Genomic DNA, 17,466 nt, shown 5'->3' with positions numbered 1-17,466 from the left:
CGGGCGGCGTCGCGCAGGAGGGAACCGCCGAGCTTGCGCAGGGCGGCCGGGGACAGCCTCAGGTCGCCGTCGGGGCGCCTGCTCAGGTACCCCGACTCGCGCATCGACTGCTCGAGCCGCGCCAGCGTGCGCAGGGAGACGGCGGCCTCGCCACCGAGGTGACGGGCCACGGCCTCGAGGTCCAGTTCGGACAGGGGCGAGCCCTCACCGCCCCGCGCCAGCTGCTCGGCGAGACGGTCCAGGTCGCCGAGTTCGGCCATGGCCGCCGCGCCCTCGGAGAATCCCAGCCCCTCCTCGCCGGAGAAGTCCGCGGAGCCGTCCCAGTCCTCGCCGGGCCGGAGCGACTGGAGCAGGCCGTCGAGGCGCCCGAGCTGCTCCATGAGTTCCGGCGAGCCGAACGCCTGCTGCGAGAGCGCCATCAGCTCCTCCCGCTGCTCCGGCGTCATCGACCGCATCATGCGTTGCGCGGCCGCCGCGCGCCTGGCCAGGACGTCGATGAGCTCGTCGATGTCGGCGGGTTGCTCCGGGAAGGAGTCGGAGTGCTTGTCCATGAAGCGCTCGAAGTCCTCGGGGGTGTCCTGCCCGCGAGCGTGCTTGTCGAGCAACTCGGTGAGGTCGGCGAGCATCTCCGACACCGCCGCCCGGTCGTCGTCGGTCGCGTTCTCCAGGGCCTGTTTCATGCCGGCGAACCGCGACTCGAGCGCCTCCGCCCCGAGGAGGTCCTGGATCCGGCGGTAGGCCTCGCGGGCATCGGTGGAGGCCCAGTCGTAGTCGGCCAGCTCCCCGACCGCCGCGGCCGGGGAGTCCGGGAGGTTCTCGATCGTCATCTCGCGCAGGGTGCGATCCATCGGGTCCATCTGCGTGTCCCGGGCGAGCTGCCCGCGCTCGGCCAGCAGGGCCTTGTCCAGGAGCTCGGACACCTCCTCCAGGGTCCCGCCCAGGTGGCCTCGCTCGAGTAGTTCACGGCGACGGCGCTGCACCCTGCCGGCCAGGTCGTCGAGACCGGTCTGGCCTCGCCCTCCCCGACGCAGGAACTCGCGCATCGACTGCTCGGGCGAGTATCCGGACATCACCCCGTCGGACACCGCGTCGAGCGCCTCGGACAAATCGAGAGGGGGCGCGAGCGGGTCGGGGCCGCCGACGTAGCGGCCGTACCGCGCGCGGGGTTCATCTCGCGACATCGCGTACCTCCTGCTCCGGCGGCGTCCCGGCCCTCACCGTCGACCTCATCGGCCGGTCGGCGGGTACGGCCACCGCGGGGTGTCAGCCGTAGACGGCGGCGCCGTCCCCGGTCTCCTTGGACAGACGCCGCGAGAGGTAGAGCCCCTCCAGCGCGAACTCGATCGCCCCGGCCCGCTGCCCCACCGTCGTGGCGCCCGCGCGTTCGGCGATCTGGTCGTACAGGCCCGGCTCGGAGAGCTCGGGCAGGGCCTCGAGGAACTCCGCCGCGGTCACGCTGGCGCCGGTCGTCAGGGTCACCGAGCCGTCGAACGCCTCCACGAGCGGGGCCAGGTCGAGACCGCGGAACATCTCGCGCACCACGTCGACGGTGGCACTGCGCAGGAGGTAGCGGAGGATCTCCGGCTCGCGGCCCTCCTCCCCCGGCTCGAACTCGATCTTCCCGCGGAGCACGTCCACGGCGGCGTCGACGTCGACCAGCCTCGCCACCGCCTCGCCGGGGTCGTCGGTCCCGCGGACGGCGGCGCGACGCCTGGCCGCCGCCGCGACGGTCTCGGCGCCGGCTATCGCGAAGCGCGCGGACACGCCGGAGGCCTGGTTGACCGAGTCCGACGTCCGCAGTTCGCGGGTGAACCGGGCGAGCAGCTCCATCAGGGCGTCCGGGACCTCCGCCGTGAGGTCCGCCTCCTGCCGCACGACCTCGATCTCGTCGGACAGGTCCAACGGGTAGTGCGTGCGGATCTCGGCGCCGAAACGATCCTTGAGCGGGGTGATGATCCGGCCGCGGTTGGTGTAGTCCTCCGGGTTGGCCGAGGCCACCACCAGCACGTCGAGGGGCAACCGGAGCACGTAACCCCGGATCTGGACGTCCCGCTCCTCCATGACGTTGAGCAGGGCCACCTGGATGCGCTCCGCCAGGTCGGGGAGCTCGTTGAGCGCCACGATGCCGCGGTTGGCGCGGGGCACCAGTCCGTAGTGGATGGTCTCCGGGTCGCCCAGGCGCCGTCCCTCGGCCACCCGCATGGGGTCGACGTCGCCGATCATGTCCGCCACGGAGGTGTCCGGGGTGGAGAGCTTCTCGACGTACCGCTCGGTCCGGTGTCGCCAGCCGATGGGCAGGGCGTCCCCCTCCCTGGTGACCCGGTCCCGCGTCTCCGTGGTGATCGGCGCGAGCGGGTCCTCCCCGAGCTCGGATCCCTCGACGACGGGCGACCACTCGTCGAGCAGTCCCACCAGGGTGCGCAGCAGGCGGGTCTTGCCCTGTCCGCGCTCGCCCAGCAGGACGATGTCGTGGCCCGCGATGATCGCCCGCTCCAGTTGCGGGATGACCGTGGAGTCGAATCCGTGCATCCCCGGCCAGGGATCGCGGCCCGCGGCCAGGCCCGCCAGGAGGTTCTCGCGCATCTCCTCGCGCAGGCTGCGGCTGGTGTACCCCGCGGCGCGCAGTTCGCCGAGGGTCTGGACGTCCGGCTTCTCGCTCACAGCGCCCACGGTAGTCCCGATGCGGCTCCCGTGCTCCCGGCGCTGGCCCGGCACCCCGCCCGGGCCCGGGATCAGTCCTCGATGCGCACCCGGTGGTCGCTGGCGATCGAGACCCGGTTGAAGGCGTTGATCAACACGATCGACCACTCGAGCGCGGAGAGCTGGTCCTCGTCGAAGTGCTCGGCGGCGGCGGCCGTGGCCGCCCCGCGCTCGTCGACGCTGTCCAGGCGCGTGAGCGTCTCCGCCAGACGGAGAGCGGCCCGTTCGGGATCGCCGAACTCGTCGATGTCCCGCCACGCCGGGAGCAGGTCCAGTCGCTCCTGCGAGACCCCTGCCTTCCGGGCGGCCGGCACGTGCGTGGCCAGGCAGGCCGCGCAGCCGTTGAGCTGGGAGACACGGATGTTGACCAGCTCGAGCAGCGACTCCTCCAGCCCGGCACCGGTGGACGCCTCCCGGGAGGCGACCGCCGTGCGGACGAGCTGCTTGTAGACCTCACGCTGGGCACGGTCCAGCTGCGGGACACCCACGATCAGACCTCCTCCCCGGCCCGCGCCCGCGCGGCCGGGTTCGCCCTCGGCGTGAGCACGCTGCCGGGCAGGGTGGGCGCGGGGAGGCGGGTGAGCCCGTCGGGGTTCCTCCCGATGTAGCCGTCGACCCGGCCGAAGCGGTCCGACCCGTCCTCCCACTCCTGCCGGTAGCGCACGATCTCGTCGTGGCCGCGACCGATGAAGTTCCACCACATCACGATCTCCTCACCGAACGGCGTACCGCCGATGAGGATCATCCGCGCCGGGGTGGATCCGGTGTTGTGGATGGTCAGGGTGGTCTCGCCGACACCGGTGTAGCCCAGCTGGGCGGGTGCGACGGTCACGCCCTCGAGCGTGATGTCGCCGGCGTCCACCAGGAGTCCGTGCTCGAATTCCGGGTCCACGTCGAGGGTGAGCCGGGCGCCGGGATCCAGGCGGAGCTCCGCGCCGAGCAGGGGGGTGAACGTGGTGACCGACGACGACGAGCCCAGCAGCGACCCGATGAAGACCAGGGCGGATCCGCCCTCGTACTCCACCGCCTCGGGGACATGGTGCTCGAACCGTCGGCCGGTGCTCTCACGGTCCCGCTCGGGGAGCGCCGTCCACAGTTGCACCCCGTGCAGCACACCCGTGTCCTGGGTGGAGACCTCGGTGTGGCAGATGCCCGCCCCGGAGGTCATGAGGTTGACCTCGCCGGGCCGGACCACCGCGTGGTTATCACCGGAGTCGTGGTGGGTCACGTTGCCCTCGAAGAGCCAGCTGACGGTCTGGAGTCCGGTGTGCGGATGCGAGGGCACGTCCATGCCGCCGGTGGCCGAGACGTCGTCGGGCCCGTAGTGGTCGACGAAGCACCAGGCGCCGATCAGGGAGCGCTGTCGCTGCGGGAGCGTCCGCCTGACCGTCATCGCCCGCGGCCCGCCGAGCGGGACGTCACGGGAGGTGATGATCTCCACCGCGGCGCCCCCGGGTTCGGGTCCACCGGGCGATCCGCCCGCCTCGCACTCGATCTCCTCCGGACGGGCGTCGAGGTTGCTCACGGCCGCACCTCCGCGTCGGCGGCGCTGAGGGTGTCCGCCGCCTCGCGCCGCAGTTCGAGCCGCTTGGCGTTGATCCTGCCGCCCAGTGCCAGCGTGAGCGCCCTGTCCACCACCGGGACGGGGAGGTGGTCCAGGAGCCTGCGGCCGAGGTCCCACTTCACGGCGTAGCGGTGACGGGGCCGGGCGGTGGTCCCGGCGGTCCAGACGGCCTCCGCCAGGACCCGGGGATCGGTGGCCTTGTCGTCCTCCCCCGCCGCCATCTCCCCCATCACGGCGGCCATGGCGGCGAAGGGCGAGCCCGGGAGCGTCGACTCCTGGAAGCGCCGCCGGATCGAGGCGGTCATCCCCGTGCGGAACGGGCCCGGTTGGATGAGCACCACGTCGAGGCCGAGGAACATGAGCTCGCGCCGCAGGGAGTCCCCGTAGGCCTCGACGGCGTGCTTGCTCATGGCGTAGGCGCCGTTCATCGGCATCCCGTGCTGGGGGCCGGTCTCCGAGCTGATGAGGACCACCCGTCCGCTACTCGCGCGGAGCAGGTCGAACATCGCGTGCACGGTGCGGACGGTCCCCATGACGTTCACGTCGAGCACCTGCTGGACCCGCTCGGGGTCGGTCTCGGCGAGCGGCCCGATCCCCAGGATCCCGGCGAAGGTGACCACCGCGTCCAGGCGGCCGTGGTCCGCGCGGACCCGATCGGCGAGCGCCCGGAGCGACACGGAGTCGGTCACGTCGACCGCCACGGGCGTGATCCCCGCGCCGCCCGGGGGTGCGCTGAGGTCGGCGGCGACGACGTGCCACCCGCGGCCGGAGTAGAGCGCGGCCGTGGCGGCACCGAGGCCGCCCCCGGCTCCGGTGATGACGACGACGGGGGTGTCCGAGGCGGAGGCGGAGGTCATACCGCCGACGGTACCGGCGCGGCGGGGCCACCGGCAGGGGCTTCGGCGCGGGAACCGGTGTATCGGCCCCGCCCGGTCAGGTACCGACGGCCAGCCCGAGCTTGCCGGCCAGTCGGTCGATGTAGGCCAGCACCTCCTCCTCGGACCTGTCCGGGGTTCCGTAGACGAGCTCGTGCACCCCCAGCTCGCGGTACATCTCGATCTTCTCGGGGATCGGCTTGCCGTCGAGCACCACGATGTACGGCTCCCCCTCGCGACCGGCCTCCGCCCACAGCTCCCGCAACTGCCGGACGCTTCCCGCGATGTCCTGGGAGATCGGGGTGGTCATCCAGCCGTCGGCGCTGCGGCAGATCCACTTGAAGTTCTTCTCGTTGCCCGCGGCGCCGACGAGGGTGCGGGGACCACCCGCCTGGACGGTCTTGGGCCAGGCCCAGCTGGGACCGAAGTCCACGAACCGCCCGTGGTACTCGGCCTCGTCCCGGCTCCACAGTTCCCGCATGGCCTCGAGGTACTCGCGCAGCATGGTGCGGCGCAGCGAGGGCGGGACGTTGTGGTCCGCCATCTCGTCGAGGTTCCAGCCGTACCCCACCCCCAGCACCGTGCGGCCACCCGAGAGGTGGTCGACCGAGGCGATGGTCTTGGCCAGGGTGATCGGGTCGCTCTCGACCGGGATCGCGACGGCCGTGCCGAGGCGGATCGTCGAGGTGACCGAGGACACCGCGGCGAGCGCGACCCACGGGTCGAGCGTGCGGCTGTAGCGCTCGTCGGGCAGCTCGGCCCCACCGGTGCCCGGATGCGCGGCCTCGCGCCGGACCGGGATGTGGGTGTGCTCGGGGACGTAGAAGGCCGAGAACCCGGCGTTCTCCGCGGCCACGGCGGCCGTGGTCGGCCGGATCCCCCGATCGCTGGTGAACAGGGTGAGTCCGAATTCCATGGGCGCTCCTCGTGCGGTCGGGCCGCCGGCCGACACCTGACCAGACAGGTGTCCAGCGGCAGTTCCCGACAGACTAGCGCACGGCGGCCGCGATGGGCGGGCACTCCTCGCCCGGGGCGCAGTCGGCGGGATCACCCGGTGCGAGGTGCAACCGCTGCATGGTGTGGTCCGAGACGTAGCGGAAGATCTCGTTGCCCGGAGTGGTGCGCGACAGGGCGTCCGCCGCGAGCAGCATGACCGCTCCGGTCCACGTGCTCAGCTCCACCGGCCAGCGCTTGCCGTCGGCGAAGACCAGTCCGGTCCAGTAGGAGCCGTCGGTGTCCCGCAGGTGCTGCATGTTGGTGAACTGCTGGAGCGCCTGCTCGTGCCGCCCGGCGGCCTCGAGCGCGAGTACGAGCTCGCACGTCTCGGCACCGGTGACCCAGGGCCGGTGGTCCACACACCGGATACCCAGGCCGTCGACGACGAACCGGTCCCAGAGCGAGTCCAGCCTGTCCTGGGCCTGATCCCCCACCATCACCCCACCGAGGACCGGGTAGTACCAGTCCATCGAGAACTCCGTCTTGGGCGTGAACAACTCGGGGTGCGCCCGCAGGGCGTGTCCGAGGGAGTCGGCGGCGGCGTCCCAGTCCGGGGCCGTCCCCCCGAGCTCCTCGGCGATCGCCACGCCACACCGCAGGGCGTGGTGGACGCTCGACGAACCGGTGATGAGCGCCTCCTCACAGAAGCCCTCCTCACCGGCACCCCACCACATCTGACCGTCCGGGCCCTGGAACGTCAGGACCAGGTCGAGCGCCCTGCGCACCGTCGGCCACATGGACTCCAGGAATCCCGGCCGGGCGGTGACGAGGTGGTGGTGCCACACCCCGACCGCGACGTAGGCGCAGAAGTTGGAGTCGGTGTCCGCGTCGACGATCACGCCGTCCTGCCACCGCACCGGCCAGGAGCCGTCACCGCGCTGGGTGTCGCGCAGGAACCCGTACGCCTTCTCGGCGGCCTCCCACTGGCCGGCCACCGACAGGCCCATGGCCGACTCCACGTGATCCCACGGGTCGGTGTGCCCGCCCGTGAACCACGGGATCTCACCGTTCGGTCGCTGCACGGAGGCGATCCACTCGCCGGTGGCCCGCACCGCGTCGGCGTCGAGGACCCCCGGGACGCTGGGGACGGGACGGGACCGGTCTACGCCGGAGTTGGTGGTGAGCACGGACGATCAGGCCTCCGCGGGCTTGCGTAGGTAGAACACGATGGACTTGCCCATCACCGGGTTGAGCAGCTTCTCGGCGGTCCGGGTGACCCAGGGGCCCTTCATCAGGTCCCACACCAGAAGCTTGTGATAGGCCTTGGGCAGCGGGTGGTCGTCGTTCTCCGTACCCACGGCGCACTTGAGCCACCAGTAGGGGGCGTGCAGCGCGTGCGCGTACCCGGTGCCGGTGACCTCCAGGCCGGCGGCGCGGAGCTTGAAGCCCAGTTCCTCGGCGGTGTAGATGCGGCAGTGCCCGCCCGGGTTGGAGTGGTAGGCGTCCGAGAGCTTCCAGCACAGCTTCTCCGGCCACTCACGCGGCACGGTCACCGCGGCGACCCCACCCGGCTTGAGGATCCGCACCAACTCGGCGATCGCCCGGGTGTCCTCCGGGACGTGCTCGAGCACCTCGGAGATGAGCACCAGATCGAAGGTGCCGTCCTCGTAGGGCATGTTCAGCGCGTCGCCGGTCACCGCCTCGCCCCTGGACTCCGGCAGGCCCTCACCCTCGGCCTCCATCGCGGCGAGCATCTCGGTCACCTGCCGCATCTCGTCCGCGTTCTGGTCGAAGGCGGTCACGTCGGCCCCGCGGCGGTACAGCTCGAAGGTGTGTCGGCCGAGGCCGGCTCCCACGTCGATGGCTCGCATGCCGGGAGTGACCCCGAGACGGGCGAAATCGGCGGTCAGCATGCGGCGTCCTCCTGCTCACGGATGTCGTACTCCCCGGAACCCGGGAGCACCTCGGGCACGTCGTCGGTGACGTGCTCGTCAATCTCTGTCTGGTCCGGCCCGATGACCGGACCGACGGTCAGGTCCGGGAGCGTCTCGCCCCGGACCCTGGCGATCGCCGTCTCGTAGACCTCGACGGTCCTCCTGGCCACGGCGGCCCAGCTGTAGCGCTCCATCACACGCTCCCGCCCACCCTGCGAGAGTCGTCGACGCTCGAGCGGATCGGACAGCAGCGCGCTGATCTGGCGGGCGAGCTCGTCGACGTCGCCGGGTGCGACCAGTCGGGCGGCCGAGTCATCGGTGCCCACGACCTCCGGCAGCGCACCCGCGCGGCTGGCCACCACCGCACACCCGCTGGACATGGCCTCGACCGCGGGGAGCGAGAAGCCCTCGTACATGCTCGGGACCACCGAGATCTCGGCGGTGCCCACGAGCTCGGCCAACTCGTCGTCGTCGACCCCCGACACCAGGTCCACCGCGTCGCGCAGGCCGAGGGAGTCCAGCAGCCTGGAGGCCTCCCCCTTCCGCTTGAGCTTGGAGATCAGGGTGAGCCGCACCCCGGGATGCTCCTCGCGGACCTTCGCCAGCGCCCGCAACAGGATGGGGACGCCCTTGAGCGGCTGGTCGGCGCTGGCCACGCAGACCAGGCGTCCGGGCTCGCGGTCGCGGCGGTCGTGGAAGCGGTCGGTGTCCACACCGAGCGGGATCGTCACGATCCGCTCCGGGTCCACCCCGAAGTCGGAGGCGATGTCCTCGGCCGAGTTGCTGGAGACGGTGATGATCTCCTCGAGCTTCCGGGACACCCGGATCTGCATACCCAGGAACCCGAACCAGCGCCAGGTCGTGAGCTTCTTGCGCAGCGGGGCCTCTTTCATGGCGAGGTCCCGGTCCCGGGTGATCGGGTGGTGCACCGTGGCGACCACCGGGAACCCGGCCTCCTCGAGCGTCAACAGGCCGCTGCCGAGGCACTGGTTGTCGTGCACCACGTCGAAGTCGGCCAACCGCGGCGTGAGCGCCCGCGCCGCGCGCAGGCTGAAGGTGCGCGGCTCCGGGAAGCCGGCGGTCCACATGGTGGCCACCTCGAGGAGGTCGATCCTGTCGCGGATCTCACGCGGGTGCGGCGTGCGGAACGGGTCGGCGTCGTTGTACAGGTCCAGGCTCGGCACCCTGGTGAGCGTGGGCCCCGGGTCGAGCTCCGGGTACGGCTGACCGGAGAACACCTCGACGGTGTGGCCGAGTGCGGCCAGCTCACGGCTCAGGTGACGGACGTAGACGCCCTGCCCGCCGCCGTGTGGCTTGCTCCTGTACGAGAGCAGTGCGATCCGCACTTCTCGATCGCCCCCTTCCGGTCATCCGGCCCCGGACCGCCCGCGAGGACCGCGGCGGCTCAGGGCACATCGAGCAAGTCTAGAACACGTTCGCGGCCAGCGACGACACGGCCGGGCCGACGCACCGGACCCCCGGGCGCTCGGGGCGCCCGGGGGTCCGGTGTTCGTTCGGGTCGGCCGGTGACCGACCCGACGGGTCGGGTCAGTAACCCAGGTCGTCCAGGCGGACCGACGCGCCGGTGGCGTCGCCGAACCCGTCCTCGGGACCGTAGAAGCCGTCGCCGTAGTCCGGGATGGAGTAGGCGGCCGCGCGGGCCTCCTCGGTGGGCTCGACCGTCGAGTTGCGGTACCGGTTGATGCCGGTACCCGCCGGGATGAGCTTACCGATGATGACGTTCTCCTTGAGGCCCACGAGCTTGTCCGAACGCCGGTTGATGGCGGCGTCGGTGAGCACGCGGGTGGTCTCCTGGAAGGAGGCCGCCGAGAGCCACGAGTCCGTGGCCAGCGAGGCCTTGGTGATACCCATGAGGACCGGGCGCGCCGAGGCCGGCGAGCCGCCCTCGGTGAGCACGCGACGGTTCTCCGCCGTGAGCTCCGCGCGCTCGACCAGCGCACCGGGCAGGAACTCGGTGCTGTTGGACTCGTTGATCGCGACGCGACGCATCATCTGGCGGACGATGACCTCGAGGTGCTTGTCGTGGATCGACACACCCTGTGCGCGGTAGACCTTCTGCACCTCGTCGACGAGGAACTTCTGGACACCGTTCGGGCCGAGGATCGCCAGCACCTCGTGCGGGTCCGCCGGCCCCTCGAGCAGGGCCTGACCCCGCTCCAGGTGGTCGCCGTCGACGATCGGACGGGACGACCCGTCCTCGAGGATGATGTGCGCGAGGCCCTGACGCTTGGACAGCTTCTCGTACACGATCTCTTCCGCACCGTTGTCCGGCACGATCGTGATCGTGTAGAAACGCTCCTCCTCCTCGAGACGGATCCGGCCCGCCTCCTCGGCGATCGGCGCCTTGCCCTTGGGCACGCGTGCCTCGAAGAGCTCCTGCACACGCGGCAGACCACCGGTGATGTCGTCACCGACGCCACCCTGGTGGAACGTGCGCATGGTCAGCTGCGTGCCCGGCTCACCGATCGACTGGGCGGCGACGATGCCCACGGCCTCGCCGATGTCGACCAGCAGGCCGGTCGCCATGGAACGGCCGTAGCAGGTGGCGCAGACTCCCGTGCCCGTGGTGCAGGTGAGGACCGAGCGGACCTTGACCTTCTCCACTCCCGCGGCGATGAGCGCCTCGATCGTCGGGTCACCGAGGTCGGTGCCGGCGGCCACGACGACCGCGCCGGAGGCGTCGACGGCGTCCTCCGCGAGGGTACGGGCGAACGTCGAGGTCTCGACGTGCTCGTCCCGGGAGAGCACGCCGGTCTCGACGCCGTGCGCGTCCACCTCGCGGCGGGCGATGACCGTCTCGATGCCCTTGCTCGTGCCACAGTCCGTCTCGCGGACGATGACGTCCTGGGAGACGTCGACGAGACGACGCGTGAGGTAACCCGAGTCGGCCGTACGCAGCGCGGTGTCGGCCAGACCCTTACGCGCACCGTGCGTGTTCATGAAGTACTCGAGCACCGTCAGGCCCTCGCGGAACGAGGACTTGATGGGCTGCGGGATGAACTCGCCGTTCGGACGCGTCACCAGGCCCTTCATGCCCGCGAGCGCACGGATCTGGGTCATGTTGCCCGCCGCGCCGGACTTGACGATCGTCGGGATCGGGTTGGAGTCCGGGTAGTTGGCCTCCATGGCCTGACCGATCTCGTCGGTGGCCTCCTGCCAGAGCTTGACCAGGTCGCTCTTGCGCTCCTCGTCGGTGATCTTGCCCAGCCCGAACTGCGACTCGAGTCGCGCCGCCTTGGCGTCGTACGAGGCGAGGATCTCCTTCTTGGCCGGCGGGACCAGCACATCGGACATCGCGATGGTGACGCCCGAGCGGGTGGCCCAGTAGAAACCGGTGTCCTTGAGCTTGTCCACCGTCTGCGCCACGACGATCATCGGGTAGCGCTCGGCCAGGTCGTTGATGATGACGGCCTGGCGCTTCTTGGGCATCTGCTCGTTGACGAACGGGTAGTCCGCCGGGAGCAGCTCGTTGAACATGACGCGGCCCAGCGTGGTCTCCGCGATCCACTCCTGGCCGGGGGTCCAGCCCTCGGGGAACAGCTCCGCCTCGATCTCGGCGGGGGGCCGCTGCTGCGACATCCGCACCCGGATCGGCGCGTGGATGTCCAGCACCTTCAGATCGACGGCCATGATGGCCTCGGACGGGTTCGAGTACACGCCGGTGGCCGGGGCGTCCTCCGCCGCCGGGACGTAGGCACCGATGGCGCCCTCGTCGAGGCGGGTCAGGTAGTACAGGCCCGTCACCATGTCCAGACGCGGCATGGCGAGCGGGCGGCCCGACGCCGGCGACAGGATGTTGTTCGAGGCCAGCATGAGGATGCGGGCCTCGGCCTGCGCCTCCGCGGACAGCGGGAGGTGCACGGCCATCTGGTCACCGTCGAAGTCGGCGTTGAAGGCCTCACACACCAGCGGGTGCAGCTGGATGGCCTTGCCCTCGACGAGCTGCGGCTCGAAGGCCTGGATGCCGAGGCGGTGCAGGGTGGGTGCGCGGTTGAGCATCACCGGGTGCTCGGCGATGACCTCTTCGAGGACGTCCCACACCTGGTCGCGCTGACGCTCGACCATCCGCTTGGCGGACTTGATGTTCTGGGCGTGGTTGAGGTCCACCAGACGCTTCATGACGAACGGCTTGAACAGCTCGAGCGCCATGAGCTTGGGCAGTCCACACTGGTGCAGCTGGAGCTGCGGGCCCACGACGATCACGGAACGACCCGAGTAGTCGACGCGCTTACCGAGCAGGTTCTGACGGAACCGGCCCTGCTTGCCCTTGAGGAGGTCCGAGAGCGACTTGAGCGGACGGTTGCCCGGGCCCGTGACGGGCCGGCCACGACGACCGTTGTCGAACAGCGCGTCCACGGACTCCTGCAGCATCCGCTTCTCGTTGTTGACGATGATCTCGGGGGCACCGAGGTCCATCAGTCGCTTGAGGCGGTTGTTGCGGTTGATCACGCGACGGTAGAGGTCGTTGAGGTCCGAGGTGGCGAAGCGCCCACCGTCGAGCTGGACCATCGGACGCAGCTCCGGCGGGATCACCGGGACGGCCCCGAGCACCATCGCGGCCGGGTGGTTCCCGGACCGCAGGAACGCGGAGACGACCTTGAGTCGCTTGAGGGCGCGGATCTTCTTCTGACCCTTGCCGTTGCGGATGATGTCGCGGAGGTTCTCGGCCTCGGTCGCGAGGTCGAAGTTCTCCAGCAACGACTGGATCGCCTCGGCACCCATGCCGCCCTCGAAGTACTCGCCGAAGCGGTCCTCAAGCTCGCGGTAGATGCCCTCGTCCACGATGATCTGGTTGATCTCGAGCTTGGTGAAGGTGGTCCAGATCTCCTCGAGACGGTCCAGCTCGCGCTGGGCCGACTCGCGGATCTTCTTCATCTCCTTCTCGCCGCCGTCCTTGACCTTGCGGCGCTGGTCGGCCTTGGCGCCCTCGGCCTCCAGCTCGGCCAGGTCGGCCTCGAGCTTCTTGGCGCGCGCCTCGATGTCCGAGTCCCGCTCGTCCTCGATGATCTTGCGCTCCTCGAGGATCTGCGCCTCGAGGGTGCTGAGCTCGTTGTGGCGCAGGTCCTTGTCCACGCCGGTGATGACGTAGGCCGCGAAGTAGATGATCTTGTCGAGGTCCTTGGGCGCGAGGTCCAGCAGGTAGCCGAGCCGCGACGGGACGCCCTTGAAGTACCAGATGTGCGTGACGGGCGCGGCCAGCTCGATGTGGCCCATCCGCTCACGACGCACCTTGGCACGGGTCACCTCGACGCCACAGCGCTCACAGATGATGCCCTTGAAGCGCACGCGCTTGTACTTGCCGCAGTAGCACTCCCAGTCCCGGGTGGGGCCGAAGATCTTCTCGCAGAACAGGCCCTCCTTCTCCGGCTTGAGGGTGCGGTAGTTGATGGTCTCGGGCTTCTTGACCTCGCCATAGGACCAGTTGCGGATGTTCTCCGCGGTCGCGAGGCTGATGACCAGCTCGTCGAAGTAGTTGACGTCCTGCACGTAGGCGTCCTTTCCCGTATGGGATGGTGGCGGGCCCCTCGCGGGGTGGGGCCGGTGTGGGGCCCGCCGTGGTGGAACTGAATTAGTCGGATGCGGGGCGCCGATGGTGCACGCCCCCGGCGCCTACTGCGCCAGCTCGTCTGCCGCCGAGGACTCGTCGCGGGAGAGATTGATCCCCAGGTTCGCGGCGGTGCGGTCGAGGTCGTCGTCCTCGGCGCCCTCGCCCAGGGAGACCGCCTGGCCGTCGCTGGAGAGCACCTCGACGTTGAGGCACAGCGACTGCAGCTCCTTGAGCAGGACCTTGAACGACTCCGGGATCCCGGGCTCCGGGATGTTCTCGCCCTTGACGATCGCCTCGTACACCTTCACGCGACCCACGACGTCGTCGGACTTGATCGTGAGCAGCTCCTGGAGCGTGTACGCGGCACCATAGGCCTGCATCGCCCAGCACTCCATCTCACCGAAACGCTGGCCACCGAACTGGGCCTTACCGCCGAGCGGCTGCTGGGTGATCATCGAGTACGGACCCGTGGAACGGGCGTGGATCTTGTCGTCCACCAGGTGGTGCAGCTTGAGGATGTACATGTACCCCACGGACACCGGGTACGGGAAGGGCTCACCCGACCGACCGTCGATCAGGGTCGCCTTGCCGTCGGCCTCGACCATCCGCTCGCCGTCACGGTTCGGGAGGGTGCAGCCGAGCAGGCCGGTGATCTCCGTGTCCGCCGCACCGTCGAAGACGGGGGTCGCCGTGTTGGTGCCGGCCTCGACGCTGTAGATCTCCTCCGGCAGCTTGGTCGCCCACTCGGGGAGGGAACCGTCCGCCTCGCGGGGCACCTCCCAGCCCGCCTTGGCCAGCCAGCCGAGGTGGGTCTCCATGATCTGACCGATGTTCATACGACGCGGGACGCCGTGCGTGTTGAGGATGATGTCCACGGGCGTGCCGTCGGGCATGAACGGCATGTCCTCGGCGGGGAGGATCTTGCCGATGACGCCCTTGTTGCCGTGGCGGCCGGCGAGCTTGTCGCCGTCCTGGATCTTGCGCTTCTGCGCCACGTAGACGCGGACCAACTCGTTGACGCCGGGGGGCAGGTCGTCGTCGTCGTCACGCGAGAACACGCGGACGCCGATCACCTTCCCGGACTCACCGTGGGGCACCTTCAGCGACGTGTCGCGCACCTCGCGGGCCTTCTCACCGAAGATGGCGCGCAGCAGGCGCTCCTCCGGGGTGAGCTCGGTCTCGCCCTTGGGCGTGACCTTGCCGACCAGCACATCGCCGTCACGGACCTCGGCGCCGATGCGCACGATGCCACGGTCGTCCAGGTCCGCGAGGACCTCGTCGGAGACGTTGGGGATGTCACGGGTGATCTCCTCGGCGCCCAGCTTGGTGTCGCGGGCGTCGATCTCGTGCTCCTCGATGTGGATGGACGTCAGCACGTCCTCCTCCACCAGGCGCTGCGAGAGGATGATCGCATCCTCGTAGTTGTGGCCCTCCCACGGCATGATCGCCACGAGCAGGTTCTTGCCCAGCGCCATCTCACCGTTCTCGGTGCAGGGTCCGTCGGCGAGGACCTGGCCGGCCTCGACGCGCATCCCCTCGTCCACGATCGGCTTCTGGTTGGAGCAGGTGCCCTGGTTGGACCGCGCGAACTTGGCCAGACGGTAGGTCTGACGACCACCGTCGTCGTCCATGACGGTGATGAAGTCGGCCGAGACCTCCTCCACCATGCCCGCACGGGTGTTGACGACGACGTCGCCCGCGTCCACGGCCGCGCGCAGCTCCATGCCGGTGCCGACGAGCGGCGCCTCGGAACGCACGAGCGGGACCGACTGGCGCTGCATGTTCGCACCCATCAGGGCGCGGTTGGCGTCGTCGTGCTCGAGGAACGGGATCATCGCGGTGGCGACGGAGACCATCTGCCGCGGCGAGACGTCCATGTAGTCGACGTCCGTACCCGCGACGACCTCGACGTCACCGTGCTTCTTGCGCACGAGGACGCGGTCCTCGACGAACCTGCCGTCCGCGTCGATCTCCGAGTTGGCCTGCGCCACGACGTGGCGGTCCTCCTCGTCGGCGGTCAGGTAGTCCACCTGGTCGGTGACGGCGCCGTCGACGACCCGGCGGTACGGGGTCTCGATGAAGCCGAACGGGTTGACCCGGGCGTAGACCGAGAGCGAGCCGATCAGACCGATGTTCGGACCCTCGGGGGTCTCGATCGGGCACATGCGGCCGTAGTGCGAGGCGTGCACGTCGCGCACCTCGAGGCCGGCGCGCTCGCGGGAGAGGCCACCGGGGCCCAGGGCCGACAGGCGCCGCTTGTGGGTCAGGCCCGACAGCGGGTTGTTCTGGTCCATGAACTGCGACATCTGGGAGGTTCCGAAGAACTCCTTGAGCGCGGCGGTGATGGGCCGGATGTTGATCAGCGACTGCGGGGTGATCGCCTCGGAGTCCTGCGTGGTCATCCGCTCGCGGACCACACGCTCCATCCGGGACAGGCCCACGCGGACCTGGTTCTGGATGAGCTCGCCGACGGTACGCAGACGACGGTTGCCGAAGTGGTCGATGTCGTCGACGTCGACCGGGACCTCGCGGCCACCGGCGACCTGCATCGAGCTCTCGCCCGCGTGGAGGCGCACGAGGTACTCGATGGTGGCGGCGATGTCCTCACGCGTGAGCGTGGTGGTGTCGTCACCCTCGGGATCCGGCAGACCGAGCTTGCGGTTGACCTTGTAGCGGCCGACGCGGGCCAGGTCGTAGCGCTTCTCCTTGAAGAACAGGTTCTCCAGCAGCGCCTCCGCGGACTCGCGGGTCGGCGGCTCGCCCGGACGCAGCTTGCGGTAGATCTCGAGCAGGGCCTGGTCCGTGTCCTCGACCGTGTCCTTCTCGAGCGTGGACATCATGATCTCGGAGAAGCCGTAGCGCTCCTTGATCTCGGTGGTGGTCCAGCCGAGCGCCTTGAGCAGCACGGTCACGGACTGGCGGCGCTTGCGGTCGATGCGCACACCGACCGTGTCGCGCTTGTCCACGTCGAACTCGAGCCACGCGCCACGCGACGGGATGACCTTGACGGAGTGGACGTCGCGCTCCGTGGACTTGTCGCGGCTCCGGTCGAAGTACACGCCCGGCGAGCGGACGAGCTGCGAGACGACGACGCGCTCGGTGCCGTTGATGATGAACGTGCCCTTGTCCGTCATCATCGGGAAGTCACCCATGAAGACGGTCTGCGACTTGATCTCGCCCGTCTCGGTGTTCTCGAACTCGGCGGTGACGAACAGGGGCGCCTCGTAGGTGCGGTCCTTCTCGCGGCAGTCCTCCATGGAGGCCTTGACCTCTTCGAAGTACGAATCCGAGAACGAGAGCGACATGGATCCGGAGAAGTCCTCGATCGGGGAGATCTCCCTGAGGATCGACTCCAGGCCTCCCTCGAGGTTCGTGACGCCGCGTGACGCGGCCCTCTTCTGCCACTCCTCCGACCCGATGAACCACTCGAACGACTCCGTCTGGAGGTCGAGCAGTCCCGGGACCGGCAACGGCTCGGAGAGTTTCGCGAACGAGACCCTCCGGGGCGCACCGGGAACGGTGGAAACTGACTTGGTCTGGCGGGAGACTGCCAAGATGGGTCCTTCCAGCACCTCACGTGATCACCACGGGCGGTGACCACAGATGTATCTGCGAGCGGTCCGCCGACGGGTATCCACCCAGATCCGACCCGATCGAGGACTCGGAAAACACCCGGTGGGACCGGGGACGAGCCGTCACGGACGGACGAGAGTGCAAATAGCAGCCAGCGCAACGACCTAATCTAGTCGATAGCGGCGCGGAAGTCCAGCCGTCGACAGGGGCGACCCCGGAGGCTGTTCTATGTCGGGCGCGTCGTCCGTCGCTGCGCTGGTTGCCCTCGTGGCTCTCGCCTCATCGGCTCCCAGTCGGGACGTCGCACCCGGACCG

General features: G+C 69.8%; 10 protein-coding genes and 1 pseudogene. All 11 read right to left on the bottom strand.

What is annotated here, in order from left to right; all coding sequences use genetic code 11:
• Positions 1–1,181 (bottom strand): annotated as a pseudogene (locus G6022_RS12500) (hypothetical protein); the annotation flags it as partial.
• Between the two features lie 82 nt (positions 1,182–1,263).
• Entirely contained in the window at positions 1,264–2,661 is a 1,398-nt protein-coding gene (locus tag G6022_RS12495) for a sigma 54-interacting transcriptional regulator (protein WP_179525956.1), read from the bottom strand.
• A 71-nt stretch (positions 2,662–2,732) separates the two neighbouring features.
• Positions 2,733–3,188, bottom strand: a complete 456-nt coding sequence (locus tag G6022_RS12490; protein WP_179525957.1) for a carboxymuconolactone decarboxylase family protein — start codon at positions 3,186–3,188, stop codon at positions 2,733–2,735.
• Between the two features lie 2 nt (positions 3,189–3,190).
• Positions 3,191–4,195: a pirin family protein gene (locus G6022_RS12485; RefSeq protein ID WP_347237843.1), complete on the bottom strand. Its 1,005-nt coding sequence runs from the start codon at positions 4,193–4,195 to the stop codon at positions 3,191–3,193.
• 26 nt (positions 4,196–4,221) lie between these two features.
• Complete coding sequence (locus G6022_RS12480; protein WP_179525959.1) at positions 4,222–5,121, bottom strand: SDR family NAD(P)-dependent oxidoreductase; 900 nt, start codon at positions 5,119–5,121, stop codon at positions 4,222–4,224.
• A 76-nt stretch (positions 5,122–5,197) separates the two neighbouring features.
• Positions 5,198–6,055 carry an LLM class F420-dependent oxidoreductase gene (locus tag G6022_RS12475; RefSeq protein ID WP_179525960.1) on the bottom strand — a complete coding sequence of 286 codons (858 nt, stop codon included), beginning with the start codon at positions 6,053–6,055 and terminating at the stop codon, positions 5,198–5,200.
• A 73-nt stretch (positions 6,056–6,128) separates the two neighbouring features.
• Entirely contained in the window at positions 6,129–7,262 is a 1,134-nt protein-coding gene (locus G6022_RS12470; RefSeq protein WP_179525961.1) for a prenyltransferase, read from the bottom strand.
• A 6-nt stretch (positions 7,263–7,268) separates the two neighbouring features.
• The gene (locus G6022_RS12465; RefSeq protein WP_182609596.1) at positions 7,269–7,988 is read right to left on the bottom strand and encodes a class I SAM-dependent methyltransferase; all 720 of its coding nucleotides are present in this window, start codon (positions 7,986–7,988) and stop codon (positions 7,269–7,271) included.
• Complete coding sequence (locus tag G6022_RS12460) at positions 7,982–9,355, bottom strand: glycosyltransferase family 4 protein (RefSeq protein WP_182609595.1); 1,374 nt, start codon at positions 9,353–9,355, stop codon at positions 7,982–7,984. Before G6022_RS12460 ends, G6022_RS12465 begins: the two co-directional genes overlap by 7 nt.
• Before the next feature lie 202 nt (positions 9,356–9,557).
• The gene (locus G6022_RS12455; RefSeq protein WP_182639491.1) at positions 9,558–13,517 is read right to left on the bottom strand and encodes a DNA-directed RNA polymerase subunit beta'; all 3,960 of its coding nucleotides are present in this window, start codon (positions 13,515–13,517) and stop codon (positions 9,558–9,560) included.
• A gap of 123 nt (positions 13,518–13,640) precedes the next feature.
• Positions 13,641–17,150 carry a DNA-directed RNA polymerase subunit beta gene (locus G6022_RS12450; protein ID WP_179523159.1) on the bottom strand — a complete coding sequence of 1,170 codons (3,510 nt, stop codon included), beginning with the start codon at positions 17,148–17,150 and terminating at the stop codon, positions 13,641–13,643.
• Between the last annotated feature and the right edge of the window lie 316 nt (positions 17,151–17,466).

This window comes from Dietzia sp. Cai40, from assembly GCF_014145165.1.
Lineage (GTDB): Bacteria > Actinomycetota > Actinomycetes > Mycobacteriales > Mycobacteriaceae > Dietzia > Dietzia natronolimnaea.
Note: the sequence above shows the minus strand (reverse complement) of the source record. Positions and strands in the feature narration are given on the sequence as shown.